The sequence below is a fragment of the Nocardia sp. CA-135953 genome (genome assembly GCF_050955735.1).
Classification (GTDB): Bacteria; Actinomycetota; Actinomycetes; order Mycobacteriales; family Mycobacteriaceae; genus Nocardia.
Genome location: NZ_CP192082.1, coordinates 5,446,517 through 5,472,220 on the forward strand (window position 1 = coordinate 5,446,517; position 25,704 = coordinate 5,472,220).

The following is a 25,704-nucleotide window of genomic DNA, read 5'->3' on the forward strand; positions in this document are numbered from 1 at the left end:
CTGGTGACGAGATGAAGATTGTTTGTATCGGTGGCGGGCCGGCCGGGTTGTACTTCGCTATTTCGATGAAGCGGCGCGACCCGGCCCACGACATCACGGTGATCGACCGCGATCCCCCCGGGTCCACCTATGGCTGGGGCGTCGTCTACTGGGACGACCTGCTCGACATTCTGTATCGGAATGACCCCGACAGCGCCCAGGCGGTGCGCGCCGGGTCGGTCCTATGGCGTGAACAGGCAATCCATGTGCGCGACGACCAGATCGCACATTTCGGGGGCTACGGGTTCAGCATGGGACGCGCGGCATTGCTCGACGTTCTTTCCCGCCGGGCGAGCGACCTGGGCGTCGATATCCAGCACGGGCGAGAGGTCCGCGATCTGTCCGGCTTCGACGACACCGATCTCATCGTCGCCTCCGACGGCGCGAACAGCCGGGTACGGCAGCTGGGCAATCACCGTTTCGGCACGTCCGTCACACTCGGCGAGAATCGATATATCTGGCTCGGTACCGACAAGGTCTTCTCCCGTTTTACCTTCGCCTTCGAACACACCTCGGCCGGTTGGATCTGGTTCCACGCCTACCCATCGGTTGCCGAAAAGATCAGCACCTGCATCGTTGAGTGCCAACCGCGTACTTGGCACGGACTGGGATTCGATGCCATGGACAACCTCGAGAACCTGCGTGTTCTGGAGAACATCTTCACGCGCCTTCTCGACGGTCACTCGTTGATCAGCAAGACACGAGGCGAATTCGCAAGGTGGAGCCGCTTTCCCGAGATAACCAACACGACCTGGTATCACGACAACGTGGTGCTGCTCGGCGATGCAGCGCACACGACGCACTTCACCATCGGTTCGGGCACCCGGTTGGCGATCGTCGATGCCGTCGTACTCGCGCAGAACCTGTACGAACATGCCGAGGTCGCCGACGCGCTGGAGAACTACGATGCGCAAGGGCGCGCCGCGCTGCGCCCGATACAGGCCGCCGCCCGTGCCAGCATGATGTGGTTCGAACACGCCGACCGGTATCTCGACCGCAGCGCCGTGCAGTTCGCCTATGCGATGGCGGCTCGGCACGGGCTGCAGATGCCGTGGCGATATCAGCTACACCTGCTCACACAGGTACCCACTGTGCGCAAGATCCGGCGCGCCATCGACTCCGGACAGCGGTGGTGGCGGGCCGGCCGACGGGGGGAACTCGCGATGACACTGCCCTCGCCGCGGCGCCCACCCGAACCGATCCCGACCGATCAGTCGATGTTCTGATCCCCGCACAAGCCCGGGTCAACCGGTCTGCCGCCGGAAGACCGTCGCATTCCGAAACGGACAAAACCAGGGTCGAACTGACTGTGTCCGATCATGTTGCACGGCAACAGATTCAGCGTCAGCTTGATCGAGCACCGCATGCAGCAGGACCCAGGACCACGACGAACTCTGGCAGACCGTGAGGTCGACGGTGCAGTGAGTGCGGCAGCGCCGGCATCCGAGTGAACATTCGAGGAGTCGTTTGCACAGAATTAACGTGCAGGGCACATGACCGCGGCCGACAGCACTCCACCGACCACTAAAATCAATGACGCGTCTAAAACACGACATCGGCGTCACCGCAAGAGCGCAGCGGCTCTATCGGTTCCTAGCGCCCGCAGATTCCGACAGACCATACAAGCGTCGCGGCACCATCAACCGCACGCTGAACTGAATCGGCAATCTGTCCTGAACCCAGCGACAACGCGGAGACCCTTATGTCCCACGCCGACCTGAAACCCGCCCGCCACCTGAACGTCCGCATCATGACACCGGGCCAACTCGGCAGCGACACATCCGCTGACCCGGCAACGCTGTCCCGAAGAATTCCGTTATCGGGCGACACCGGGCCATCTCGGCAACTCAGCTCGCTCGACGTCGTGCTCCTCGATGCCGAATCACCCAGCATGCTGCTCCACGTCGGAGCGGTGACGCTGCTGGAGCCACCCGCGACAGGTAGCCCGCTGAACGTCACGATACTGCGGCAGTTGATTGCGAGCCGACTACATCTGGTCGCACCCCTGAGGTGGCGATTACGCACCGTCCCATTAGGTCTCGACCTCCCCTACTGGGAAGACTGCGACACCATCGACCTCGGATATCACGTACGCGATACACGCCTACCCGAAGGTTCGACCGATGTAGCGCTGGCCGATCTCGCCGCCCGCCTACACGCCCAACCCCTGGACCGAAATCGACCGCTGTGGGAATGCCACCTGATCTCCGGGTTGACCCAAGGCCGCCAAGCCATCTACACCAAAGTGCACCACGCACTGATCGATGGCGTGTCCGGAGCCGAGGTCATGGCGGCAGTCTTCGATATCGTGCCCGAATCCCAGCCCGTACCGCCACCGCCCGAAGGGCTCCGCTTGGGACGAACACCCAATCCCGCCGAAATACTCGGCCGCGGCATCGCACACACGATGACCCGACAAGCCGATCGGATGCGCATACCGCTGCGCCTGGGACCGATGCTGCCGAACGCACTCACCGACATACCCAAAGCCAATCCCACACTGCCCGGCAATCACCCCAACGGCCCCGACCGGTCCTTCGCCTTCGCCTCGCTATCACTCGACACCGTCAAACAGATCAAGAACAGCTTCGGCGGCACCATCAACGATGTGGTAATGACATTGTGCACCACCGCATTTCGCCGCTGGCTACACGACCACGACGCAGCAGCCGACGACCCCGCCGTGGCCGCGATCCCGGTATCGGTGCGCACCCAGGAGCAGCTCGGCACCGCGGGCAACCAATTCTCCATCATGTTGTGCGAACTACCGATCGGCGAACCCGACCCACAACACCGCATGAAACTCACCCACGCCGCGATGCTGGCCGCCAAAGACCGCTTCCGAGCCACCCCACCGACCTTGCTGCACTACGCCACCGCGGCCCTACCTCAGATCCTGCACGGCCTGGCGACCCGCCTGCTCCTACGCGTCGCCGCCCCCGCACTCCCCCTGGCCAACATGATCGTGTCCAACGTGCCCGGTCCGCAGATACCGTTGTACGCCGCAGGAATTCGAGTGACCGGGACCTACCCCATCTCCGTACTCACCGACCTTTCAGGCCCACTCAACATCACCGTCATGTCCTACAACGGCCACCTCGACTTCGGCATCCTCGCCTGCACCGACACCATCCCCGACGTCTGGAACATCGCCGCCTACCTACAAGACGCACTCGACGAACTAGCTCCATAACAGCTCACCCACCGGCAAACCCTCGTGCTCGAACCTCTCAGCCCTGGCAATCGCCGGGGCTTTGTGGTGGATGCGCTACCTCGGCTTCGCAACGAGCAGCGCCCACGCTTCGGTTACGCCTGACATGACCAGCCAAATACACAGGCTAGCAATGAGATACAGCCCAAAGTCCTGGGTCACGAATCCGAACACCGGAGCTGTTCGCCCATTCGGCCACCAGGTCACGCGGTGGAATCCTCCCACAATCAAGCCCGCGTAGACGGCGAAGCTGAGCCAGCCGAGCCACGCCTGCGACTTATCGAAAGACCCAGGGGCTCTGTACTTTACGTCGTACTGTGGCTGAGAGAACGTCCGAAGATGGCCATGCCACGATCTCGCCTGCACCGATATCCCGACGCATCCGACGATGACAGCACCCAACCTCCACGGATTGCCAGGGATAACTGCGATCAGGCCGACGAACAGAGGCGCGGCCAGCTCGGTCAATGCCGATTCGGCTGCGAGCTTCCGCCGGGGATCATCAAACCATCGCCCATGCCCAAGCTGGAGCCCGACGAACAACAGCGCAAAGATCGCGCCGGCGATGCCTACGACCGTCGTGAAGAACCCCACCCACTCGCTGCGCATGGCCCAAATCATTCCGAAGTTCTGACGCCTTGTCACTGCTCCTCAGCGCGTCTCAGTACGCCTGCCGAACGTCGACTCGAGTGAACACGTGCCAGTCCCTCTGGAGACGAATCAGGGACGGATACGGTAGCGCATCACATCATGCGTCGCACGATGTCATCTCCCGGATCGGTTGCGGGTCCGTTCGGCGGTGGTGACACTCCTGAACGTTCGTGCCGTAGTCATCACCAGCGCTGGCGCTCAACATCTTTCGGCCATTGGCAGGTGGTCCGTCGCCGAGCGTCCCCTGACAGCGAATACACCGATCCGTTCCGGACGACCCATACATCAGCACTCGACAGCTTCCGCGTGCACTGCATGATGTTTGCCCCAACGCACACCAGCCCGCCCGGAGCAGTGACCGCGTATGTATCGGCCGATGTTTGTCGACGGACTGTCAGCCCGCCTCCCGTGCAGTCCGGGCAGTAGCAAGACCACGCACTCGCTGATCTCGTCGTGCCTCGGAACGCGGTGGGCAATCATGGATCCTGCGATTCTTCACTCGCCGCCGACAGAGGCGCGGTCCGAGTGGTTGCCGGTCTCGGCGATGAGCCCATCGATCGAGTTCAGCAGCTCTCGTGGAGGCAGTCTCAGCTCGAGCGCGTGGCATTGGATGGTGATATCCGCGCCGATGATTGCGACGGTGCGGGGCTCGACCTCACCTTTCGCGTAGATCAGATGACCTGTGCGGAGATGAAGTGCTGTGCAGTAGGCGGTGAGCTGGTACATGTCGGCGTTCGGGCCGAGGTTTCCGGCGTTGAGTGTCTTGTATTTTGCGTCGATCACCGTGACCGGTCTTCCGGTCGTATCGAGCCAGGTCAGGTCCGGCTCGATCGTGATGGAGCCATCGCGGTCGAGGTGCCACGTGCTGCTGTCCGTTCCTGGGCGCACCGCTTGTCCGCCTCGGCGGGCAATCGCCTCGCTCGCAGCCGTCATCAAGAAGTCCTCGAACACCTTCCACATGTCGACCACGAATCCGCGGATGGTGACCCCACCGATTCGGTGCTCGACCGAACAGTGTTGGATGATCAACTCCGCCAGGTGAAGTGCCCAGTGGTATCGACTGTTCAGCCGATTCAGCACCCAGTCAGGTTCTGCGCCGCGAGTTGGTGCGGTGACATCGGCGAGTGCTCGACGGATTCGGGCCAACCGTGTACGCAGGCGAGTTGAAATGCCTGCGGTATCGAGAAGTGCGAGGGTGGCGGCCAATAGGAGTTGATTCTCGGCGATATCTTCGTCGTACTCCTCGTAGCGGACCTCCACCGGGACTGGAAGGCCGAATCGTCGAGTCAGCTGGTCGCCCGCCCGGAGCCGACCGCGCAGAACCGCGGAGGCCTCCTCGACCTCACGGTAGCCCGACAGCAGACCTTTCGATGTCGCCCCTTCAGTGGCGACGGCGAACGCTTCGGCGAGTGCCTCGACGAAGTCGGTGGCGGTGTCGACCACCGTGGTGTGTCGGGACCACCAGGACGGGTTCTTGGCGTAGCCCATCATCCACAGTATGTTGCTGATCGGTGTTTTCGGCTCGACACGGACCGTGAGGCTACCGATGGTGACCGAGCCGACCTTCCTGGTCACCGACAGCGCGAACACCCCGGGCTCGACGGTCGGTGTGACCGCGACGAGCGAAGTCGCGGCGAGCGCAGCGGCAAGGTCGGGCGACAACCGCAGCCGTGGCCGACACAAGTGACATCCTCTGCAGCCGTACCCACATGGTGGGCGCTCGGACAGGATGACGGTTATCGGTTCATTCACCGCTGGCCAAGGCCTTCTCCAGTGCCGCGAGACCGTACCGGGCGGTGATGTCCACAGCGTGGTCGCCGAAGTGGAACTCCTCGAGCAGCGGAACGATCGCGGTTTCCCACACTTGTGCGAGTCCCCCTTCGCTGTGGACTGCGGGGCGCATGAAGTACGAAGGACCGATCTGGAAGTCGGGATCACCGATCGCGGCGTTGAGTGCGGCGTGCAGGTCCGCCACCCTCGACGGGTAGTTGCGGGCCGCGAGCCACCGCCGCAGCATCGATCGTGTCGGCTCCTGCTGCGGGTGCAGCGGAACGAACGCGAACCGCCGACGCATGGCCGTGTCCACCAACGCGATCGAGCGGTCGGCGGTGTTCATCGTTCCGATGACAAGCACGTTGCGCGGCAAGTAGAAGGGTTCGTCCCCCTGGGACGAGTACATGAGATCGATCGCCTCGTCGCGGTACTCGAGCAGGAAGTACAACTCCCCGAAGATCTTGGCCAGGTTGCCACGATTGATCTCGTCGATGATCAGCACGAACAGCTGATCAGGATGCTTGCGCGCACTTTCGCTGAGCTGACGCATGGGCCCGGACTTGAGTTCGAAGCCGACCTGCCCGTTGCCTTGCGAGGTGGGCCGGAAACCCTCGAAGAAGTCCTCGTAGCTGTACGCCGGATGGAACTGCACAATCTTGACGTTGCTGGAGTTGCCCGGGCCAGCAATATGTCGCGCCAGCGACCTCGCAATGTAGGTCTTCCCGGTGCCCGGTGGTCCGTAAAAGATCAGCTGCGGCCGATCTCGAAGCAAGTCCACGCACCGAACAAGCCAGTCGAGATCGACGTGCAACGAATCCGCCAATTCCTGGTCCGGATCCGCGATCTGGAATTCGGTGGCCGCAGGAATCAGCCCGCCGCCTACCTCGGCGATAACGTCATCGGTGGCCGCGGTGGCTGAAGACGTCGCCGGCTGCCAGATGGGCTTCCACCGGGCACTGTAGTAGTCGATCGGCTCGTTCTGCTCGGCCTCGAGCGCACGACTGATCTCGTCGAGGTCTACGTCGACATCATTCGACGTAGAACCGGAAAGGTAGGACGCGAAGGCATCTCGAATCAACCGACGGTGCGTCGTGTTGACGATCGGCCGGAAGAACTTCGGGAAAGCGAGGTATTGCAACGCGACCCGCTGCACGGGCTCCTTCGGATCCGGAACCTCGGCCAAAGCCGCCCGGAAAGCCAACGGATCCTCGGCGAGCGTCCTGCGGTCGGCATCGCTCAGCAAGTGCACGTGCAGCCCGAAGTAGATGAGAAGTTGCAGTTGTGACCACCGCCGAACACCGAAAGCCGTCCCGCCGTTGAAGGCACCGACCTGCACGGCCGCTACGACATCATCAGGAACCGCGACCGGCTCCGTCATCATGTTCAACACCTGCTGCACATGGGACGCCTTCGTTCGACCGAGGTAGTTCGACAGCGGGAGCACGTTGGTCAGTAACAGCTCAGCGAACAGCTGGATCGCCCCGTCGCTCGCATCGCTGAACTGATCCGTCAGCTTCTCGAAAAAGCCCTTACCCGAACTCACGTCCGGACGATCGACGTAGACCTCCTTCAGCTCGGCGAAATGAGCCCGCGACCAGATCAAACGACCGGGCATCAGCACCGAGCCACCCCGCACATACCCATCGACGATCAATCGACGACCCACTGCTTCGAGCTCGTCGAGGCCAGCTCGGCCCTTGGTCGTGTACTCACTCATGAGGCATCTATACCCGACCGAACGGGGCTGCCGCACAATGAGAGTCAGTAGTCATGCAGCCTGATCGCGCGCATCGAGGTGGACGAGGCCGCCGCCCGCCGGATCGTGGAGGAAGTCCTGACCGCGGCAGTAAGGGGCCGGACCGACGAGTTGGTGCGGTTGCTCACCGATGACGCCACCATCATCGGCGGCGGCGCCTTCTTCGCCACCTTGAACAGGCCGCTCGTCGGCGCCGAGCGCATCGCGTTGTTCGTGCGGCTCGCCATCAAACCTCGGGCGCCAAGTGGGACAAGCTTGGCGACAAGCCCACGCCGTACGCCCGCGCTGCGGCTGCGGGAACGCCTGAACCAGCTGCGGGCGGACGAGACCTTGCTGATCGTGGGCGGCGGCATGACCAGCATCGAGGTCGCCACCCAGATCGCCGAGACGCGCCCGGATCTGAAGGGCCAATTGCAGGAAATCGACGCCCGTGCGATGGCAAACTGCACTCTTGTCCGATCGCTCAAAGTCGATCGCCCATACGCGGTTCGGTGCATTCGCGGTGTCCGTTTCCATTCACCGGTGCCTCTAGTCAAGCGACGGGGTCTGAGCGATCGCGACCCACAGTCGTACACGTCGCCACAGACAGGGCCGACGACTCGCAGATCAACCGCAACCGCCGACTTGCTCTAGGAATGTCCACTCGATGTGGACCGAGTGGACCAACTGACTGTCACACTGAAATTTGCCTCACTTGCCGCTCGCGCTATAACTACGCCAGCTTCGGCAGTCAGTTTGATTCCAAACTCCACGGAAACGCTGTCGGGGGGCACCGCCATCTCACGAACGCCATTGAGGACAGCCATCGCCGCAGGTCTGATCCGCGCCACGGCATCTTGCAGGTTCTCTGCCGCATCGCGCACGATGTCACCGACGCGGCCCACCTTCTGCGGCCCCCCGATATCATCGGCCACCTCGACATATATTGTTGTATCGTCGTCGACGGGCATGGTCACGACTTTACTCATCATTTGTCCTCGGGTTGTGGTTCTACTTCGCCGTCTATTGGATCGGTGCGATCAACATATAAGCTCGTCACCGATCGCCGCTGCTATATTCAGATAATTCTGGGCGAAAGCTACATCATTCACGGATTTCAAGGGCATATACCCGCTCAATGCACTCGGACGGGGAGCGCGAGAAGTCACGATCGGAAGCACGTTCGTTAGAGCACGCAGTATTTCCCCGATCGGCTGATAAAGTTGTACGGCATCTACACTATCCCCTCCGATCGCTACAGATTTACGCTCAGCATAAATTGGGAATGACTCACGAACAGTCGACAAGGATTCCGGCTGATCAACGCGTTCGGCACCGCCAAGCGCCTGGACCAGAGACCGCGTTCGGAAATAGAATTGATTTGTATTGAGGTAACGGAATTCACCGATACGATCCGAAACTACGGCATGTTCGACGACAATGGTTCGCGTAACACAATTTCGTAAGACTCTCCCGAGATACCCACCCTTCTCCGTAGAAGTCTCACTGAGGACTAGCATATCGCCGGAGACATCGTGTCCCTCACTGTCGACACACCATCCGGACATATCGCCGCGAATTAGAGTTTCCCGACCGTTCCGGCTTACCGAGCCGGTGAATCCGACCGGCACAACCGACAGTATGGCGTCGATGTCAGAGTTCCGCTTGAGAAGGCCCACTAGAGCCGGATCTATTCGAAATCCCACGTCATCGGAATTGCATACAGCGACGAATTCGACCCCGCGTGACACCCACTCACTCAATAGCCCATTGATGGCGAACTGCATAATCAGCCCGAGCGGACCTGCAGACTTTCCGTTCGGGGTACCATCAGAATTTCTTAACAAGAAATCCTGTGACGCGATCGAGTGCTCCCCGCCTCGGAATATATCGGCCCGGAACCGGGGAATAGCTGGAAGGTCCAGAACAGAAATTTCCGCAGCGCGAACAGTCGAAACCCATTCATCGATTCCAGGCCGGGTATTGTGTGAAGCCGCGACAACGATCGGAATATCGCCGCCCGTTCGCTCGATCCAATATCTTGAATTTGCGATTCTGATATCCAGCCCGCTCATCGATCGACCGTTCACTTCGAACACTTTTGCGAGGGATTTATGCCGTCGCACATCGGACTCGGCGAGGTGGTAGCCACCGAATCGCCCACCGGTGCCCGCCGCCGGTAATAATACGCCGAGTGAACCACCCGCTATCGCATCCAGCCCGAGCGACTCGTCCTCTGATCCGATTTCCGGGTAATCCAGATCTTCTGTTACCGGAAAAATCTTCTCGGTACTCCGCGAGAACTCGGAAACGTCCCCGTGCAACGAATACAAGACCGCCGCACAATCCATGAACTTCTGCGCCGAAAGACCACCTCCGAAACCATTCAAGGGACCGAATGCCGGTGGACAAAACCTACGGATCGACTCGATGCACTCATCGATACTCTGGCCACAAGTGATCTCCGTCAGACGACGTTCGGCTCCTCGAACCGTGACAACCGGATCACGAAATAGAATTTCGGTAACTTCTCCTCGACTGTAGCCGAATTCCTGAAGCTCCTGCGGTAACCGCCCTCGAAGCGTTCCGCCCAGGACCAGCATCGTCTCCAATAGACCCGCAAGATAGCCATCACTGCAATGGACTAAATTCGCCCAGGCGCTGACCGGAATATCAGAAGCAGCTGTGGGAAACTGCCCTGAAGCGGCGTCACCCCGGACCGTCCCCGGGAGACATTTTTCGGGCCGATTGTCCGCTCCGATGATCCATTCCCGCACGGTACGCACTGTAGGACCATCGGCCTGCAAACCGAGTTCCACGAGATACGATCCGATTCCGCTATCACTATGAAATCGGGCGGCCAGCGCCAAACAGTGCCCGTTTATCACGACACATGGATTTCCGCCAAAGATTTTCGGATGCCGCATAGCGAATGCGACCAGCCCCGACGATATCTGTTGGATCCCCAATGGGAACGAACTATGGAACCAATCGATATCACGCCGACCATCAGACACCAGTTGAGCGGCTCTATCACCATAGCGGCGAGAAAACTCGTCGGCGCTGATCGGAGCGCGACCTTCGTTCCAGATCGACTCCAACTCGGTGGCAGTAAGATGATCCGACTGCTCCAGTACCCTGCTGGCACTGAGTACGAGCCCTCGATCGAAACTCTTACCGAATATTGCCTCGAATTCTGGCCTATCAAAGCGGGCATCGATCTGCTCCCATGACGCTTCCGACACCGGGCCACGCTCGAAATTCAGCCAGGCAGTGCTGTACAAAATCTTGGCGATATTATCGGCCTCGCCAGTCGATAACCGCCGGATACGATGGACTTCGATCCCGAACGCAATACATCTCGCCAGAATACTCGCGAGACATTCTCCGGAGCCTGCATGTGGGTTCTTGGTGGCGAGCAGAAGGCGCGCCGATGAGGCTGATGCACCGAGCCCGACAGCGACTCCGCTCCCATCCAGCGCTGCCCGCACCACCGCGCACGCAGTTTCGGCGGCCTCCGTGACCAAGGACTCCCCGCCATCCGACTCGTCGAGCCAACGATGTCTGCCGGACGGTGGCCCCTGGAGCCGAGCCCTGGTTACCCAATTGCCAATGGCCGCAGCAACATTCGAGCGGACCACTTCGGCGTTAAGCACATGAGACATCGGCTATCGGCTCGATGCGGCGGCCGACGCGAAATCCGGCTTCAATCGAACACAACCCATCGCAGTATTTTGTCATGAACGGTCCACGGCCGTGACGGATCGCCGGTCACCGGCGGGCTCATCGCACGTCGCACGCCATCGTTGCCGCGACAGACGTGGTCGACCGGAGCGAGGCAACAACACCACCGAAACCTTGGCGTGCCAATACAATCAGCGCTATGTTCTGACTGGTGCAGAGTCAGAACACACTTGAGTCCAGGGGGTGGCTCGCACGAGTCAGCGGATCACCGGGCGGTCCGATCTGCGGGGCAGGCGTCGCGGTCGACAGCCGCCACGTGCTGACTGCGGCACACGTTGTCCAAGACGCGGGAGCGACGGGCCCAGGTGAGCACGTTTTCATCGACTTTCCCCTACTCCAGTCGAGTAGATCGTCAGGCCGGAGCTCCCAGGCGGAAGTGCTTCCCGAGGGGTGGGCACTCCCAGATCTCGGGGACCACGCACTACTCCGGCTCGTCGATCCCCCAGCCGACATCACGCCGGCGCCGCTTTCCACAACCATCAGTCTGGACGGACATCCTTTTACCGCGTATGGGTTTCCCACCGGCTATGACTACTCCGTCCCATCTTCCGGCACCATCGGCAAAGCATCATCGCTGATGTGGGTGGCTCTCAACGTCGAGAACGACGTCATGATCGACCCCGGTTTCAGCGGTGGAGCGGTCTGGTCCGAACGAGAGAACGCAGTAGTGGCTCTTGTCGTCACCAAGGATGTGGCTAGCCGTGGCAAAGTCGGCTTCGCGGTGCCGATAATCCGAATAGTGCCACACAGCCCGGTGTTGTCTCGCGCCGCTTCAGCGCCTTTCGCACTATCGGAATTTCCCGAAGAGTCCGCGATCGGTTGGTTCCCGACGGCCGCACAGGACCAGAATCTGGAAAAGATACGCGCCGCATTCACAATCGCGAACAACTTAAATAGCGCGATGCTGTCTACACGGGACCGGCTCGCTATCCATACGATATTGAGCTCACTGGACGATGCGGCCGTGGATCTACTCCGCGGCGAACGCAGATCGTCATTGGCGCTCATAGAATCGGCGCTTGCCACGATGCGCGAAATGCAAATACGACCCGATGAAAATAAGCACCACTCCCAGGTGATGACCACCAATACTCGCGGCTCAGGCGCGATCATGGTCGTTAAATTCATGAATTTACACGCCGAACAACTGGTCGATCTGTATCATACGCCTATCGCACAGGCACTCTATGCAGTGCATCAGCTCGAATCCACATCGAAGAGAAATGTGACAGTCGACTTCAGTGGATCGACGATGAATGTTGCGATGCTGGATGTCGAAGGCGACCTCAGATCCAGTGTACAAGCATTGTTTGCTCTAGCGATGAGTTTTCATTTCGCAATGCTGAACAACTCATCTAGAATTGCGACTGTCATCGCATACGCCGATAGTCTGTCATTTATACAGTCGCCGGTCCTATCCGGAAGTTCTATCAGTTGTCCGGCGGTATCAGAAGCTGCGGCAGCTCTGGCGACTACCTTCGAGCCGGCCTTTCTCGTGACAGAACATGCTTTTCTAAAAATGAAAAGAACTGGCGCTATTTCAACTGGCATAGATCAGAATTTCGACTCGCTTTCAGCTATCTGTGGAAAATTCATCCCCGGCGCAGACTTCACAAGCATCGAGAATATTTCTTTGAAGTTCAGCTGCGAACTGCAGCCTTCCAGGCGGCTGAGCTTTCCCGTTATTGAAGCCTACTCTGTTCGAATCTTCACTTCCGATAGCGGACAACCGATTATAGGAACCGGGTCAGCGCGGATCGGAAACCCCAAGCACGACTATCTACATGTCGATGAAAGCTATCCGTTCGAGCGTCCTTACATAGACGAGCTCGCTCAATTCGATAATATCGAGATTGTCGGTGTGACGAACTATCGCCTCGCCGACTCGATCGACCGCGCCTGGGCCATTCGAATGTCACGGGGGCTCGGGCCGTGGCACACTCTACGCATCTACTACGCTGCCAGCGCGATACTCGAGACCCTCCTCCCCGCAGACTCTGACGTCGGGCAGTTCAGACACCGCTTGAACGCGGGCTCGCGAACGATGCAGATGCTGTTGAACTCTCGCGGACAGGCGATGGCCAAGAATTCCCGAATATCGGAGTTTTCTTTTATTCCTCCGTTCATCGGCACTTGGTTTCATTCGGACCGAAAGAGTTACTTTCGCGTCTCGCCACGGTTTCCCGATAAACCGCGTGAACAGCGAATATTCTTCAAGGTAAACGCAGAATCAGAGCTCGGACAAGATCTACTCGATTTACATAGTCGGCTGAAAGAATCTTCGCGCGACCTGTTCGAACGCACTTTGTGGCTTCGACAATTGCCTGGCGCACGTCATATTTCGGTCAGCGGATTGCACTCTTCTTCACCCGCCGTCGACAACCTACGCCTCGCAACCTCGCTGGTCATACTGCACGCCGAGACGGCAGGTGCACGTCGTCTGATACTTCAGGAAAGAACGGTCTTCAATTCGCTCGACTCCGCAGGAACTCTATCCAATCTCTCCGCCCGCGTTTTCGAAAGTGATCTATCCGCCTTCGACCCATCCGCAACTCTTACGATTGCCCCACGCGAGGAGGATGATGAAGCGGTAACTACTCGTGCGTTTCGAGCTGTCGGCATCGGCCCGAATTCGACTCCCCCGCGAGGTCTTTTTACCATCGCTTCCGCGCGAGAATGCCTGGGCGGACTCGGTCTCGTCATCGACCCGGCGCGGTTTGTCTGGCGGACTAATACCGAGCTCACATTGGGATCGAAAAGACTGTATTTCGAAATATTCACTCTCGCGCTGGAAAGGAGCCCAGTCGACGAAGTATCGCTGATATCGAAAACCAGACCATATGCCAACATGCGATTTATCGCCAAGGACGAGATAGTCCGATTGCGGCGGGATACACCAGCTCGCCTTAACACGCTTCTGCGTGAAAGACTGCACGACATATTCATGCCGATATTTCACGAACTCGATGTGGAATAGATATCCCATCCACTTATGGAGAAATTATGCACTGGGCTTGCTTGGCGATCGATCTTCAAATCGACTTATGCCGAGAAGAGCGGCGCAGAGCTATGGTCGATGACGCGATTCCGCGCATACTGCGTCTAATATCCGAATTCGATCGTCGAGCGATGCCCATATACTACACCAAATTTGAGCTGGATCCGAATGACGTGCAGTTCTCCCGTTTCGGGGATCGATACTGCATCAAGGGAAGCAATGGCGCCGAGCTAATCGATGAGATATTACCGATTCGCGGCGAGGTCATCGTTAAGGAAAAGCATTCGGCATTCTTCGGCACCGATTTGGAGGAGCGCCTCAAAGACAATGGGGTTTCAGGTATTGTCTTGACCGGGTTGCAAACTCAGATATGCGTTCTGACAACCGCCGCCGACGCGTACTATCGTGGGTTCGAGGTTATCGTGGCCTCAGATGCCGTCATCTCCACCAGGGATGATGTTCGACTTGAGGCAGTCGAATGGATCGACAAATACGTCGGCGCCGCAAAAACTGTGGAGGAGTTCATCTCCGAGCTATGACCGAGAAACAAGATTTCCATATTCCGGTCGGCATCGGGGCCGGGGACGGCCTCGGCGCCACAGCAGATCTGTTGACTACGTTGATTTTTCCAGCGTTGGGGATAGAGGAACTATCGGAGGACGGCACGCGAATCGCGGTCGATTTCGATGAGCAAGTCGTCACGACCGACATGTACACCGTCGATCCCCTCGAGTTCTCGGGTGGCGACATAGGACGACTCGCGGTATGCGGCGCGGTCAACGATCTCGCGGCCAGCGGTGCGCGGGCGCGGTTTCTCACAGTCGGTCTGCTCATCTCGGCTTCACTCGGACGAGATGTCCTGTTCCGCGTCCTGACCTCATTCGGACAAGAGGCGGAAGCATCGGGCTGTACCGTTCTCTGTGGCGATACCAAAGTTCACACAGGCCATGAGCCTCAGCTCGTTATCGCTGTGAGTGCGGTAGGGCAGCCTTTCACACCGTCTCTGTTGAGCTTGAAAGACACAAGGCCTGGAGACGTCATTGGGGTCACAGGACCGTTCGGTAACCATTCGATCGCCGTCCTGTCTGCACGGTTCGGCCTCGGTTTCGACAAAGTTGTCACAAGCGACGTCTGTGCACTCGCCGACCCCATCGAAGCGGTCGTGTCAGTGGTACCGCTGCATGGGGCACGTGATCTGACACGGGGCGGGTTGATCGGAGCTCTCTGGGACGGCGCACGTGCGACAGGACTCCATTGGGAGATCGAGGACGACACACTCGATCTGGATCTGCCCGTCAGCGCAGCGGCACAACTGCTTGCGCTGGATCCCCTGGCTTTGACGAACGAGGGGAACATGTTGTTCACCTGTCCACGTGAGTCCGCCGATCGTGCGCTCGAGATCTTGCGTGGATTCAGCCAAACGGCTAGGTCGCGGCTGATCGGATACGCCAGCACCGCTGATCGGCTTGGACCGCTCGTCAGCAAGCGCACCCCAGAAGGCCGTCAGATCTTGCTCGACTACCCGGAAGCCTTGGGTATACCGCGACTCTGCTGACCTCGAAAGCCATCCGCGCCATGGTGTTGTTACCACGCTGCCCCACAACTGCCGGAACTCCCACTGCCGCAACATTCCATGCGCGCCGAACCCAGGTTCCGGCCTGAGTTGGCTCATTTCGTTAGTGCGCGAGTTCGGGACCTCGAATCCGGTCGATCAGGGCCTTTATATCGGCGCTGACCTGCCGAGTTTGGTCAAACGGCTTAGTGCGTGACGTCAACCCCGCAACGCGCCGAGAATCTGCTGCTCGACCGGAATGTCGGGCGTGAAGGTCACCACCTGGGTCGATCACGTGGACGCGCTGGTCGAACGCCTTACATCCGCTGGATGCGACACTTCATCACGCTCGAGGGCGGCATGAAAGCCCGTGAGCGCCAAGCGATCACCGACAAGATCGCCAGACAATCCGCCGATAACTTTCCGCTGCTTCTTATCGGCACCGGATCGTTCATCGGCGAGGGTTTCGACTGCCCGCCCTCGACACCCTCTTTCTGGCCGCACCGGTCTCTTTCAAAGTCCACCTCATCCAATACGTCGGCCGTATCACCCGCTCCCATACCGACAAGACCACTGCCGCCGTCCATGACTACCATGACGTTCTCACCCCCGTGATCGCCTCATCGCTGCGCAAACGCGCCGCCGGATACACCGAACTCGGATTCCCCGGACCCACGCAGACTCGGAAACTGACGGACCACCGTTCGGCAATACCGAGCTGAGGAATCACTCCTGCGACCACACCTATCGAGCCGCCCGCCGCACCCTCGAGTCCGCCAGAACCGGTCGCCGCTGCTACACCACGGCGTAGACGGTGTTCAAGTCGACCAGCATCGGGCTGTCGACTTTCTGCGGGCGATGCCCGAGGCCTGTGCCGACAACCTGCAGGTTCTCATCGAATCCCGCTCCGCCGTAGCAGGTCAGGATGGTTTGGCTGGTGTCATATCCCTTGGCCGCCAATAATTCTCGCGCACGGCGCAAGCGGTCCACATGCCCGACGGTCATCGTGCGGTCCCATTTGACCTCACCCAGAGACAGGATGCGTCGCGGCTGCCCGGTCTCCTCTGGCGCCAGCACCGCGACATCGACCTGAATCTGCCGCTTCTCACGCGGGTCGCTGACTGTCGCGGCTGCCACATGCCCGGGCAACTCACCGAACACCTCGGGCCTCACCGACATCGCCCAGTCCCGGCAGATTCCCTCGAAATGCGGGCCCACCACCTGCGACAGGAACGTGGCACGCGAATTACGCCATGCCGCTTCGTGATTCCCACGCTCCAACCGGGTCCATTCCCGCCGCATGATCGCCTCGTAGAACACGATCAGCGGCTCAGCCACCCGATATACAGATTTGCCCCGATTGAACGGATCCGCCTCCCGGATGACCAGCTGCGCATCCTCGAGCACCGACAACGGATGCCCGATGTCGGTGGAACTGCGGCCGATGGTGTTCGCGATACCACCGCGTGTCGTGTGCCCGCCCGCGATCGCGCCCAGCACCGCGTGATACAGCGCCACATCCCGGATGTCGGTCTCCTCCGCCAACAGATACCGCGCCTCGCGGAACAGCGGCACCTGCGGATTGAGCACCGTCCGCAACACCCAGGAATCGAAATCCTGCAGAGACGCCGGTGCATCACCCGCGACGAACTCACGCCGATACGCCGGCGTCCCACCCACGATCGAATGCACCAACACCGCCAACCGCGGATCCTCGATCCCCCAGAACCGCGCCGACTCGCGATAATCGAGCGGCTTGACGATCAACTCCAAACTCGCCCGCCCACGCAACGGCGCACTGCCGGCCAGCAAGCGCCCCATCACCGACATCGCCGACCCGCACAACAACACCCGCGAACCCGCCCGCCGCGCATAACCGCGAGGGTCGAGCGCACGCTGCAACACCGACGGCAACGACGGACTGGCCTTGGTCAGATAAGGAAACTCATCGATGACGACCAGCCCATCCCCCACCACCGCGAACAACCGCTCCAACGCCTCATCCCAATTCCGAAACGCATACCGGCCACCACCGGCATGCGCAGCCACAGCCGCGCCGAAACCCTCCAGCGCCTCGACCTCAGTCGCATCGGTCGCCGTGAAGAAGAAACCCCCCACCGCGTCGGCCAACGCATCCAGCAAGAACGTCTTGCCCTGCCGCCGCCGCCCGCTGACGATCCCCAACCGCACATCCGGACTCTGCGACGTCGCGAACCGCGCCAATCCGTCCCATTCGCGGTCACGGTCGAACACTCGGTCCGGCTTCACTAAGGCGGACATAGATGGAAGTATACTTCTAAGAACTATACTTCTACATAGTGCCACTTCGGCGAGACCGTGCACAAGTGATGCAGTCGTGCACGACATCACCGTAATCGCTGCAACCGACGGGCCAAGCCGCTACAGACTGGCGCCGAGCCAGTGCGCGAAGCCGAGCAAGCCCTCGGACTGTCGGCGCCGAATCGCCCACCACGCGCCTTCCCTGCGCTGAATCTTCAACCGAGGTACGGCGCGGGTCGCCCCTCCAGGTAGTGGGTCAGCCTGAGTCGCTGCGTGTGGTGCATGTCGAGGCTGTCCAGTTCGGCGGGGGCTACAAACCGCAGTTCGGTGGACTCATCGGAGATAGCGAGGTCGCCCCCGACGACCTGGGCTAGGAAGCACACGTTGAACTGGCGTCGGACCTCCCCGTCGGTGTAGGCGATTACGTGGCGCGGATCGGTGTAAGTGCCGACGAGCCCGGTGATTTCGATGTCGAGACCAGTCTCTTCCTTGACCTCTCGCACAGCGCAGCCGGGGAGGCTGTCGGTCATCTCCATGCCGCCACCGGGCAGTGCCCATAGGCCGCTGTCGGCGCGCCGCTGTAGCAGGATTCGGCCCTGGTCGTCGCACACCACGGCGGAGGCCGCCACGACGAGACTGTTCGGCTGGGGTGCGGCGGGGTCGTCGTAGAACTCGTTGCGTGCCATCGCCTTACCCTTCCACCGGTCGGGCCGTGCGCCAGACCGCGTCGAAACTGTCGGTGTAGGTGTCGAACAGGCCACCGTCGAGGGTACGGCGCAGATGCCAGACGGGCGCGCCGTAGGCATTCACTCCCCACACGTGGGCGTTGACCATCATTTCGTCGTCGGCGCGGTAGATGCTGTTGTAGAGGGTCGTGTCGTGCGTGCGCAGCTCGACACCGGGCGTTGCATGCAGGGCCTGGTAGTGCATCAGGGCGAGACGGCAACGGGATTCGATGCCGTGCCCGAATTTCTCTTCCCTGCCCCGTTGCTGGACGTTGGCGGTATCGGCATCACCGACCGCTATCCGGATCGCGCAGCCCGCCTCGGCCCGTTCGATCAACAGATCATTGAGCCGGGGGTACGCCTCGTGAAGGAAGACCGCCGCGTACACCAGGATGTCGATGTGGTTGCGTGCTGCCGCGAACAGGTTGACGAACATCGACGCCGGGACGTCGGCCCGCTGGTCGTAGAGGGCAACGAGTTCGGGGCTGACAGCGCGGGCGCTACGCGCCTGCTGTAGGGCGGGCCACAGGGCATGGACGTCCTCACCCAAACACTCGGCAGCTTGGATTGCGGTGCGCCGCCGAGGGACTCGACCGAGGTTTACCCAGCGTTCAACCGATTTCGGGTCCACATTTGTCGCCTCCGCCAATCTCGCGTGAGTCCATCCTCGCGCCGCTATCGCGGCGCGCAACCGCTCATTCGACATACGGACGTTGTACACCCGTCGGGACGTCCCGAAGTGGGAAACGTAGGAGGTTCCCTCGTCCCGATGATCAGCGAGACGCTGATTCCAGGCCGCGCCGCCGGGTCGACCATAAATCTCCGGCGGCGGGGCACCTCAACGGAACGAAGGGGAGTAGTCGAGTGAAGCCGATCGCGCTCGGATGGATCGACTACGACCACAGCGCCGCGCCGGACTGGGACGCCGCGCAAGTGCAGCGGCTCGCGCGGCGACTCGGCTACCGGCTGGTGTGGCCCGAGCGGCCCGACCTATTGCCGTTGGTCGATCAGGTACGCAATGCCGAGGCCGATGCGGTGATCCTGCCCGCGCCCGATCACGTCGGCGCGCTCGAATTAGACGGGCTCATGCATGTTGCGGACGTTGAAACTGCTTGCCCGCGTTTGTCATTCGCGCGCTGGCCAGTACTCGGTGGTGCGTTGTGAGCACGTGGAACGTCGCCGGGTACGCGGTCGCGACCGGTCTGCCGTTGCTGGTGATAGCGGCAGCGATCTTCTGGCCCCACGACAAGGGTGGCGAGTAGGCCCCCGTCGTTGCCCCGGACCTATGCGGCTGCGGGGGCGATCTTCACCGCGCCGAGCGACTCCTGCATGTCGACCGCGAACCGGCCTAGATACAAGTCAATCCCCTACCGGTTTGCACTGGTAGGGGATTGTTTCGCGCTCCCCCATCTGGACTCGAACCAGAAACCTGCCGATTAACAGTCGGCTGCTCTGCCAATTGAGCTATAGGGGACTATCCTTTGGCTCGTCCGTACTGGGCGGGCCGAGGTGAAACTTTAGCGTATCCGCGCTCGCCTACCCAAATCGCGTCTCTACCTGGAGACATGCGGGGGCTTCGGCGTGTCCGGGGGTGGCGCGCGGTGGGGTGGATCCGGATCGACAGGCGCACTGGGCGTCGGGCAGGATGGTAGCCGCGCACAGGCACTTTGGGAGGAGCTCTACGAGATGCTGCGGTTGATCATCGGTGTTGCGGCCGGATACGTGCTCGGCACGAAGGCCGGGCGGGGTCGCTATGAACAGATCAGTGCGGCGACCCGCGCGGTGACCGGGAGCCCGGTGACTCGCAAGCTGGTTCTCATCGGGCGGCAGAAGCTGTCGGACAAGCTCAGCACCCAGGCGAAGTTGGAGCCGATGGTGCCGCTGGATGAGCGGACCACTGTTCTGGTGCCGCAGGATCAGCTGCGCCGCTGAGTTCGCGCTATTCGTTCGAGCGCGAGCCTGCTGATCGACCCGTTGTCGCGGCCGCCGCGAGAGACTTTCGCAACCGGTTGCACGACCGTTGCGACCGTTGAGCCTGCATTTCAGCCAGCGGCGAAGTCGTCGTGATTACCCATCACCTGGGCCTCCAGACTCTTGCGATACTGCTCCAACGCAACGAGGTCGCCGAACAGCTCCATATACGCCTCCTGTTGTTCCGTTGAGGAGACACGGTGGAGTTTTGATTTGAGCTCGGCAACCTGGCGCCCGACCCAGGCTTCCTGAACTCGAGCCAGGAGACCGGTAACGACGCGGGGAACGTCGTGGGCGGATTTCATCGGAATCTGTTCGCCGGAGAGTTCGGAGACCAAAGCACGCAGTGTCAGATCGTCTGTGCTGTCGGAGACGGCGTTGACCCATTCGGCACCGCTGAGTCCGGTTGCCGTGCCGCCCGCCTGGGAGATCAGGGCGCGGACGGCGGCGTAGGCCGGATGCGTGAAGGCCTCGGTCTCGATCGAATCGAAAACCGCACCGGCGATCGCCGGATACTGCAGTGCCGCACCGAGTGCTTGCCGTTGCGGCAGCAGAGTCGGGTCGTTCGGGTTGGGCCGAGCGGCGGGATGTTCGGCTACAACCGCGCTGCGCTGTGACGCGCCGCCCCTTGTGCCACGGCCGCCCGGACTCCCACCGTTGCGATTGCGCTTGGCTTCCTCACCGACCCGCCGCACCACGGTCTGGATATCGTCCCAGCCGACCCAGCCCGCGAGCTTGGTCGCGTACGCCTTGCGCAGCGCGTTGTCCTTGATCTGCGCCACCACCGGCACGGCGCGGCGCAGCGCCTCGACCTGCCCCTCGGCGGTGTCCAGGTTGTGGTCGGCGAGCAGGCCGCGAACCACGAACTCGTACAACGGGGTTCGCCGGGCAACCAGATCGCGCACGGCGCCGTCGCCGGAGCGCTGGCGCAGTTCGCACGGGTCCTGGCCGTCGGGCGCGATGGCGATGTAGGTCTGCCCGGCCAGCTTCTGGTCGCCCGCAAAGGCTTTCAGTGCCGCGGCTTGGCCGGCCGCGTCACCGTCGAAGGTGTAGATGATTTCGCCGCGCCAGAAGTTGTCGTCCATGAGCAGTCGGCGCAACAGGGCGAGATGTTCGTCACCGAAGGCGGTGCCGCAGGAGGCGACGGCGGTTCTCACCCCGGCCAGGTGCATGGCCATCACGTCGGTGTAGCCCTCGACCACCACCGCCTGGTGGCCCTTGGCGATCTCGCGCTTGGCGTGGTCCAGGCCGAAGAGCACCTGAGACTTCTTGTACAGCAAGGTTTCCGGCGTATTGATGTATTTGCCGGGCATGGTGTCGTCGTCGGAGAGCTTGCGCGCACCGAAGCCGATGACGTCACCGCCGAGATTGCGGATCGGCCACAGCAGCCGCCGGTGGAAGCGGTCGATCGGGCCGCGCTGACCCTGGCGCGAGAGCCCGGCTGCCTCGAGCTCTTTGAAGTCGAAGCCCTTGCGCAGCAGATGCTTCGTGAGCGTGTCCCAGCCCGCAGGGGCGTAGCCGCAGCCGAATTGCTGGGCGGCATTGCCGTCGAAGTTGCGGTCGGTCAAATATTTGCGCGCCACCTCGGCGTCGGGCTCGCGCAGTTTGGCCATGTAGAACTCGTGTGCGGCGGTATTGGCGGCGACCAATCTGGCCCTGGTGCCGCGGTCGCGCTGCACCGAGGTGCCGCCGCCCTCGTAGTTGATCTGGTAGCCGATCCGATCGGCGAGTTGCTCGACCGCCTCGACGAAGCCGACGTGCTCGACCTTCTGCAGGAAGGCGAACACGTCACCGCCCTCGCCGCAGCCGAAGCAGTGGTACAGGCCGTGGTTGGGCCGCACATGGAACGACGGCGACTTCTCGTCGTGGAACGGGCACAGGCCCTTCATGGAGTCCGCACCCGCGCGCTTCAGCGCGACGTACTCCCCCACCACATCTTCGATCCGGACGCGTTCGCGTATTGCCGCGATATCGCGATCTGGGAGTCGTCCGGCCACGGCGGCCAGTCTAGGCTAGTCCGGCCTCGACACGCCCAGCGGCTGGTCACGCGTCTACTCGCTCCAGTCGACTCTCGGTATAGGACGCGATCTGGTCGACGATTACCCGGACTCGCGCGGTGTCGTCGGTCGCGGCGTGCCACCACGGGAGCAGCAGCGGGTCCAGCCCGTTCGGTGCCGTCGCCAGCAGTCGGGTCGCGACCGCCTGTATCCGCTCGCGCTGCACGGCCTGACGCTGCTTGTGCACGAGATCGGACATTACGTAGCGCAGGGCGACGGTTTTGAGCATCGCTACCTCGGCGGCGACGATCGGCGGGACCTCTAGATCCGCGGCATACCGGGACAGCACCGCGCGCCCGGCGACCTCCCGCGTGGCCATGATCGCAGCCGTGGCGAACCGGCCGACCAGTTCACTCGTGAGGCGCTTCAACGCGACCGAACTGGCGAGGGTGCCGTCGTAGCAGGCGGCGTCGGCGACCACCGGCAGTTCGGAGAGGCGCTGGGCGGCACCGATCAGGTCGTCCACCGAAAGCGTCGGGTGCTGGCCGTGCCCGAGTTGGGCTAGTGCCGCCTGTTCGGACGGATCGGCGAGGGCCCGCAATTCGATGCGCCCGGCGATTACGCCGTCCTCCACATCGTGCACTGAGTACGCGACATCGTCGGACCAGTCCATGATCTGGCATTCCAGGCTCTTGCGGTGATCCGGCGCATTCTTCCGCACCCACTCGAGCCGATCCAGATCGATATCGTAGGCGCCGAATTTGGTGCCCGAACCTGTTCTACCCCAAGGGTATTTGATGGCGGCGTCGAGTGCGGCGCGGGTGAGGTTCAAGCCCGCGCTCGTGCCGTCCGCATCCAGAACCTTCGGTTCCAGCCGGGTGAGGATGCGTAGATTCTGCGCATTGCCCTCGAATCCGCCGTACGCGTCGGCGAACATGTCGAGGGCCTTCTCGCCATTGTGGCCGTAGGGCGGATGGCCGATATCGTGCGCCAGTCCGGCCAGGTCGACCAGATCCGGATCACAGCCGAGACCGTCGGCGATACTGCGCCCGATCTGAGCCACTTCGATCGAATGGGTCAAGCGTGTGCGCGGGGTATCACCGTCACGCGGCCCCATGACCTGGGTTTTGTCGGCGAGTCTGCGCAGGGCCGCGGAATGCAGCACGCGGGCCCGGTCGCGGGCGAATTCGGTGCGGTGGCCGGTTTCGAATTCACTGCGCGGCGGGCCGAGTCCGGCGGTCTTGGCTCCCTCCACCACCATTCGCTCGCGGTCGTGCTCGGTATACATCGAATCTCACTGCCCCGCTGAGTATTTGAAGTCCGACGAAAAGTGCGTGAGCTGATACCAGAGCAAAGCGCCTGTCTCCCTCGCGATTCCGTGCGCCTGCGACTCCCTGGTGTAGACGGCCGGGCCGGTCCGGGTCGGCGCGGTCCAGGCTTCGAGTCCGGCGTCGCGGGCCATGGTTCTGGTGCGCAGCGAATGCCACGGATCGCTGACCAGCACCGCCGAGGACATCTCGCGGGCACTCATGGCGGTCGCGACGGCCTCGATGCTACGCAGGGTGTCCGAACCCGTTTCCACCGCGAGGATCCGGTCGCTCGGTATGCCGCGATCCTCCAGATAGTTCTTGCCGGAGGCGGCCTCGGTGTACAGATCGCCCTCCTGCTTGCCGCCCACGGTGATCACCCTCGGTGCGACACCGGCCTTGAACAGTTTGTAGGCCTGGTCCAATCGCGCCTCGAACACCGTCGACGGGGTGCCCGAGTATTGTGCGGCGCCGAGTACCACGATCGCGTCGGCCTTGGTGTAGTCGTCGATTCGCGCGACCTGCCAAACCCGGAATGCCGTGCCGCCGACCAGCACCGCACCCATCACGATCGCTCCTATGACCAGCCGTCGCGCCCAGCGCACCAGCCCGCCTCCGACGCCGCGGGATGCGCCGGATCCGGGAGCCGAGGCCAGGGTCGCCGAATTCATCTCACCAAGTTTGCCAGGTCACCCTCGACGAGAACGTAACCGACGCATATCGATCCGCCCACACTTACCTTTCGGTTAGTACTGAACCTATTAGTCAGTACTTGTCGGTAGTGCAGCGGGTATCGAGAATGAATTCCGGCGCCGAACCAGCATCTCGATACTTTGAGGAGTGGATACATGACGACATCCGTGACGGTCCTCGGACTCGGCGCGATGGGACAGGCGCTGGCCGCGGCGTTCGTACGGGCCGGTCATCCGACGACAGTCTGGAACCGCAGTGCCGGTCGGGACACGGAACTCGTTGCGGCAGGCGCGAAATCGGCGCAGACCGTGGCCGAGGCGGTGACCGCGAGCGATCTCGTGGTGGCCTGCCTTTTGGACCATCGATCCGTGCACGCGGTACTCGACCCGGTGACCGATGTCCTGGCCGGACGCGCATTGGTCAACTTGACCAGCACCGAGCCGCGCGGGTCGCGTGAACTGGCCGAATGGGCCGCGAACCGGGGCATCGACTTCCTCGACGGCGGCATCATGGCCGTCCCGCCGATGATCGGCCTGCCTGGCTCGTCCGTGCTGTACAGCGGCTCCCGTGAACTCTTCGACCACCATCGCGCAACCCTCGAATTACTCGGCAGCGCAGAGTATTTCGGCGCGGACGCCGGGCAGGCCGCACTGATCGACTTCGCCCTGCTCGCCGGAATGTACGCCATGTTCGCGGGTTTCTATCACGGTGCCGCCATGGTTCGCACGATCGGCATGTCGGCCGAGGGCTTCGGCCAACGCGCGTCCGGCTGGATCGCTGCGATGACCGGATCACTTCCGAGGGCCGGAGCCACCATCGACTCCGGCGACTACTCGAAACCGTTCCAGCCCTTGGATTTCACCAAGGCCGCCGTGGAGGCCATCGTGTCGGCCAGCCGCGATGCGGGCGTGGCCCTGGACATCGTCGGCGCGATCAAGAATCTGGTCGATCACCAGGTCGCCGGCGGCCACGGTTCGGACAGCAGCGAGCGGATGTTCGAAAGCCTCAATCCGCGCGCCGTATGAGAC

At 61.7% G+C, this 25,704-nt stretch carries 21 protein-coding genes and 1 tRNA gene; 9 read left to right on the forward strand and 13 right to left on the reverse strand.

Going from position 1 to position 25,704, the window contains the following annotated elements:
- Positions 1–11: 11 nt before the first annotated feature.
- Positions 12–1,265 carry an FAD-dependent monooxygenase gene (locus ACQPXH_RS25120; RefSeq protein WP_433598959.1) on the forward strand — a complete coding sequence of 418 codons (1,254 nt, stop codon included), beginning with the start codon at positions 12–14 and terminating at the stop codon, positions 1,263–1,265.
- 476 nt (positions 1,266–1,741) lie between these two features.
- Complete coding sequence (locus ACQPXH_RS25125) at positions 1,742–3,232, forward strand: WS/DGAT/MGAT family O-acyltransferase (RefSeq protein ID WP_433598960.1); 1,491 nt, start codon at positions 1,742–1,744, stop codon at positions 3,230–3,232.
- A 75-nt stretch (positions 3,233–3,307) separates the two neighbouring features.
- Here ACQPXH_RS25125 and ACQPXH_RS25130 read toward each other — a convergent pair whose 3' ends face one another.
- From ACQPXH_RS25130 to ACQPXH_RS25155, 6 genes are all read right to left on the reverse strand, one after another.
- The gene (locus tag ACQPXH_RS25130; RefSeq protein ID WP_433598961.1) at positions 3,308–3,859 is read right to left on the reverse strand and encodes a hypothetical protein; all 552 of its coding nucleotides are present in this window, start codon (positions 3,857–3,859) and stop codon (positions 3,308–3,310) included.
- A gap of 537 nt (positions 3,860–4,396) precedes the next feature.
- Entirely contained in the window at positions 4,397–5,584 is a 1,188-nt protein-coding gene (locus ACQPXH_RS25135) for an McrC family protein (RefSeq protein ID WP_433598962.1), read from the reverse strand.
- Positions 5,585–5,645: 61 nt separating this feature from the next.
- Positions 5,646–7,391 carry an McrB family protein gene (locus ACQPXH_RS25140; RefSeq protein ID WP_433598963.1) on the reverse strand — a complete coding sequence of 582 codons (1,746 nt, stop codon included), beginning with the start codon at positions 7,389–7,391 and terminating at the stop codon, positions 5,646–5,648.
- A 51-nt stretch (positions 7,392–7,442) separates the two neighbouring features.
- Positions 7,443–7,946 carry a hypothetical protein gene (locus ACQPXH_RS25145; RefSeq protein WP_433598964.1) on the reverse strand — a complete coding sequence of 168 codons (504 nt, stop codon included), beginning with the start codon at positions 7,944–7,946 and terminating at the stop codon, positions 7,443–7,445.
- A gap of 113 nt (positions 7,947–8,059) precedes the next feature.
- Positions 8,060–8,380: a CU044_2847 family protein gene (locus ACQPXH_RS25150; RefSeq protein WP_433603572.1), complete on the reverse strand. Its 321-nt coding sequence runs from the start codon at positions 8,378–8,380 to the stop codon at positions 8,060–8,062.
- Positions 8,381–8,449: 69 nt separating this feature from the next.
- Complete coding sequence (locus ACQPXH_RS25155) at positions 8,450–10,936, reverse strand: hypothetical protein (protein WP_433598965.1); 2,487 nt, start codon at positions 10,934–10,936, stop codon at positions 8,450–8,452.
- Positions 10,937–11,304: 368 nt separating this feature from the next.
- On the opposite strand from ACQPXH_RS25155, the gene ACQPXH_RS25160 reads away from it, so the two are divergent.
- The 4 genes from ACQPXH_RS25160 (at position 11,305) to ACQPXH_RS25175 (ending at position 16,318) form a co-directional block, all read left to right on the forward strand.
- Complete coding sequence (locus ACQPXH_RS25160) at positions 11,305–14,130, forward strand: S1 family peptidase (RefSeq protein ID WP_433598966.1); 2,826 nt, start codon at positions 11,305–11,307, stop codon at positions 14,128–14,130.
- A gap of 26 nt (positions 14,131–14,156) precedes the next feature.
- Positions 14,157–14,690, forward strand: coding sequence for a cysteine hydrolase family protein (locus ACQPXH_RS25165; protein ID WP_433598967.1), 534 nt, complete (start codon positions 14,157–14,159; stop codon positions 14,688–14,690).
- Positions 14,687–15,706: a HypE family hydrogenase expression/formation protein gene (locus ACQPXH_RS25170; protein WP_433598968.1), complete on the forward strand. Its 1,020-nt coding sequence runs from the start codon at positions 14,687–14,689 to the stop codon at positions 15,704–15,706. Before ACQPXH_RS25165 ends, ACQPXH_RS25170 begins: the two co-directional genes overlap by 4 nt.
- Positions 15,707–15,916: 210 nt before the next feature.
- The gene (locus tag ACQPXH_RS25175) at positions 15,917–16,318 is read left to right on the forward strand and encodes a hypothetical protein (protein ID WP_433598969.1); all 402 of its coding nucleotides are present in this window, start codon (positions 15,917–15,919) and stop codon (positions 16,316–16,318) included.
- Between the two features lie 180 nt (positions 16,319–16,498).
- Here the strand turns inward: ACQPXH_RS25175 and ACQPXH_RS25180 are convergent, their stop codons facing one another.
- From ACQPXH_RS25180 to ACQPXH_RS25190, 3 genes are all read right to left on the reverse strand, one after another.
- Positions 16,499–18,070, reverse strand: coding sequence for an AAA family ATPase (locus ACQPXH_RS25180; RefSeq protein ID WP_433598970.1), 1,572 nt, complete (start codon positions 18,068–18,070; stop codon positions 16,499–16,501).
- A gap of 128 nt (positions 18,071–18,198) precedes the next feature.
- Positions 18,199–18,669, reverse strand: a complete 471-nt coding sequence (locus ACQPXH_RS25185; RefSeq protein WP_433598971.1) for an NUDIX hydrolase — start codon at positions 18,667–18,669, stop codon at positions 18,199–18,201.
- Positions 18,670–18,673: 4 nt separating this feature from the next.
- Positions 18,674–19,258 carry an XRE family transcriptional regulator gene (locus ACQPXH_RS25190; protein ID WP_433598972.1) on the reverse strand — a complete coding sequence of 195 codons (585 nt, stop codon included), beginning with the start codon at positions 19,256–19,258 and terminating at the stop codon, positions 18,674–18,676.
- Positions 19,259–19,572: 314 nt separating this feature from the next.
- Here ACQPXH_RS25190 and ACQPXH_RS25195 point away from each other — a divergent pair, with 314 nt between their 5' ends.
- Positions 19,573–19,872, forward strand: a complete 300-nt coding sequence (locus ACQPXH_RS25195) for a hypothetical protein (protein WP_433598973.1) — start codon at positions 19,573–19,575, stop codon at positions 19,870–19,872.
- Positions 19,873–20,109: 237 nt separating this feature from the next.
- Here ACQPXH_RS25195 and ACQPXH_RS25200 read toward each other — a convergent pair.
- A tRNA-Asn gene (locus ACQPXH_RS25200) sits at positions 20,110–20,182 on the reverse strand.
- A 212-nt stretch (positions 20,183–20,394) separates the two neighbouring features.
- Between ACQPXH_RS25200 and ACQPXH_RS25205 the strand changes: the two genes are divergently transcribed.
- Positions 20,395–20,640 (forward strand): hypothetical protein, encoded by a 246-nt coding sequence (locus ACQPXH_RS25205; protein ID WP_433603573.1) that lies wholly within the window; start codon positions 20,395–20,397, stop codon positions 20,638–20,640.
- 110 nt (positions 20,641–20,750) lie between these two features.
- Here ACQPXH_RS25205 and dnaG read toward each other — a convergent pair whose 3' ends face one another.
- The 3 genes from dnaG to ACQPXH_RS25220 are packed head-to-tail and all read right to left on the reverse strand — an operon-like array spanning position 20,751 to position 24,654.
- Complete coding sequence (dnaG, locus tag ACQPXH_RS25210) at positions 20,751–22,676, reverse strand: DNA primase (RefSeq protein ID WP_433598974.1); 1,926 nt, start codon at positions 22,674–22,676, stop codon at positions 20,751–20,753.
- 46 nt (positions 22,677–22,722) lie between these two features.
- Complete coding sequence (locus tag ACQPXH_RS25215; RefSeq protein WP_433598975.1) at positions 22,723–23,964, reverse strand: deoxyguanosinetriphosphate triphosphohydrolase; 1,242 nt, start codon at positions 23,962–23,964, stop codon at positions 22,723–22,725.
- 6 nt (positions 23,965–23,970) lie between these two features.
- Complete coding sequence (locus ACQPXH_RS25220) at positions 23,971–24,654, reverse strand: YdcF family protein (protein WP_433598976.1); 684 nt, start codon at positions 24,652–24,654, stop codon at positions 23,971–23,973.
- A 177-nt stretch (positions 24,655–24,831) separates the two neighbouring features.
- On the opposite strand from ACQPXH_RS25220, the gene ACQPXH_RS25225 reads away from it, so the two are divergent.
- On the forward strand, positions 24,832–25,701 hold the full coding sequence (locus ACQPXH_RS25225) for an NAD(P)-dependent oxidoreductase (protein WP_433598977.1): 870 nt from the start codon (positions 24,832–24,834) through the stop codon (positions 25,699–25,701).
- Positions 25,702–25,704: the final 3 nt, after the last annotated feature.

Bases quoted from the DNA above. Each gene is read 5' to 3' on its own strand.
- ACQPXH_RS25165 (WP_433598967.1), top strand. From the start codon at position 14,157: ATGCACTGGGCTTGCTTGGCGATCGATCTTCAAATCGACTTATGCCGA.
- ACQPXH_RS25120 (WP_433598959.1), top strand. From the start codon at position 12: ATGAAGATTGTTTGTATCGGTGGCGGGCCGGCCGGGTTGTACTTCGCT.
- ACQPXH_RS25140 (WP_433598963.1), bottom strand. From the start codon at position 7,391: ATGAGTGAGTACACGACCAAGGGCCGAGCTGGCCTCGACGAGCTCGAA.
- ACQPXH_RS25130 (WP_433598961.1), bottom strand. From the start codon at position 3,859: ATGCGCAGCGAGTGGGTGGGGTTCTTCACGACGGTCGTAGGCATCGCC.
- ACQPXH_RS25170 (WP_433598968.1), top strand. From the start codon at position 14,687: ATGACCGAGAAACAAGATTTCCATATTCCGGTCGGCATCGGGGCCGGG.
- ACQPXH_RS25225 (WP_433598977.1), top strand. From the start codon at position 24,832: ATGACGACATCCGTGACGGTCCTCGGACTCGGCGCGATGGGACAGGCG.
- ACQPXH_RS25185 (WP_433598971.1), bottom strand. From the start codon at position 18,669: ATGGCACGCAACGAGTTCTACGACGACCCCGCCGCACCCCAGCCGAAC.
- ACQPXH_RS25125 (WP_433598960.1), top strand. From the start codon at position 1,742: ATGTCCCACGCCGACCTGAAACCCGCCCGCCACCTGAACGTCCGCATC.
- ACQPXH_RS25220 (WP_433598976.1), bottom strand. From the start codon at position 24,654: ATGAATTCGGCGACCCTGGCCTCGGCTCCCGGATCCGGCGCATCCCGC.
- ACQPXH_RS25145 (WP_433598964.1), bottom strand. From the start codon at position 7,946: ATGGAAACGGACACCGCGAATGCACCGAACCGCGTATGGGCGATCGAC.
- ACQPXH_RS25205 (WP_433603573.1), top strand. From the start codon at position 20,395: ATGCTGCGGTTGATCATCGGTGTTGCGGCCGGATACGTGCTCGGCACG.
- ACQPXH_RS25150 (WP_433603572.1), bottom strand. From the start codon at position 8,380: ATGCCCGTCGACGACGATACAACAATATATGTCGAGGTGGCCGATGAT.
- ACQPXH_RS25215 (WP_433598975.1), bottom strand. From the start codon at position 23,964: ATGTATACCGAGCACGACCGCGAGCGAATGGTGGTGGAGGGAGCCAAG.
- ACQPXH_RS25180 (WP_433598970.1), bottom strand. From the start codon at position 18,070: ATGTCGTGCACGACTGCATCACTTGTGCACGGTCTCGCCGAAGTGGCA.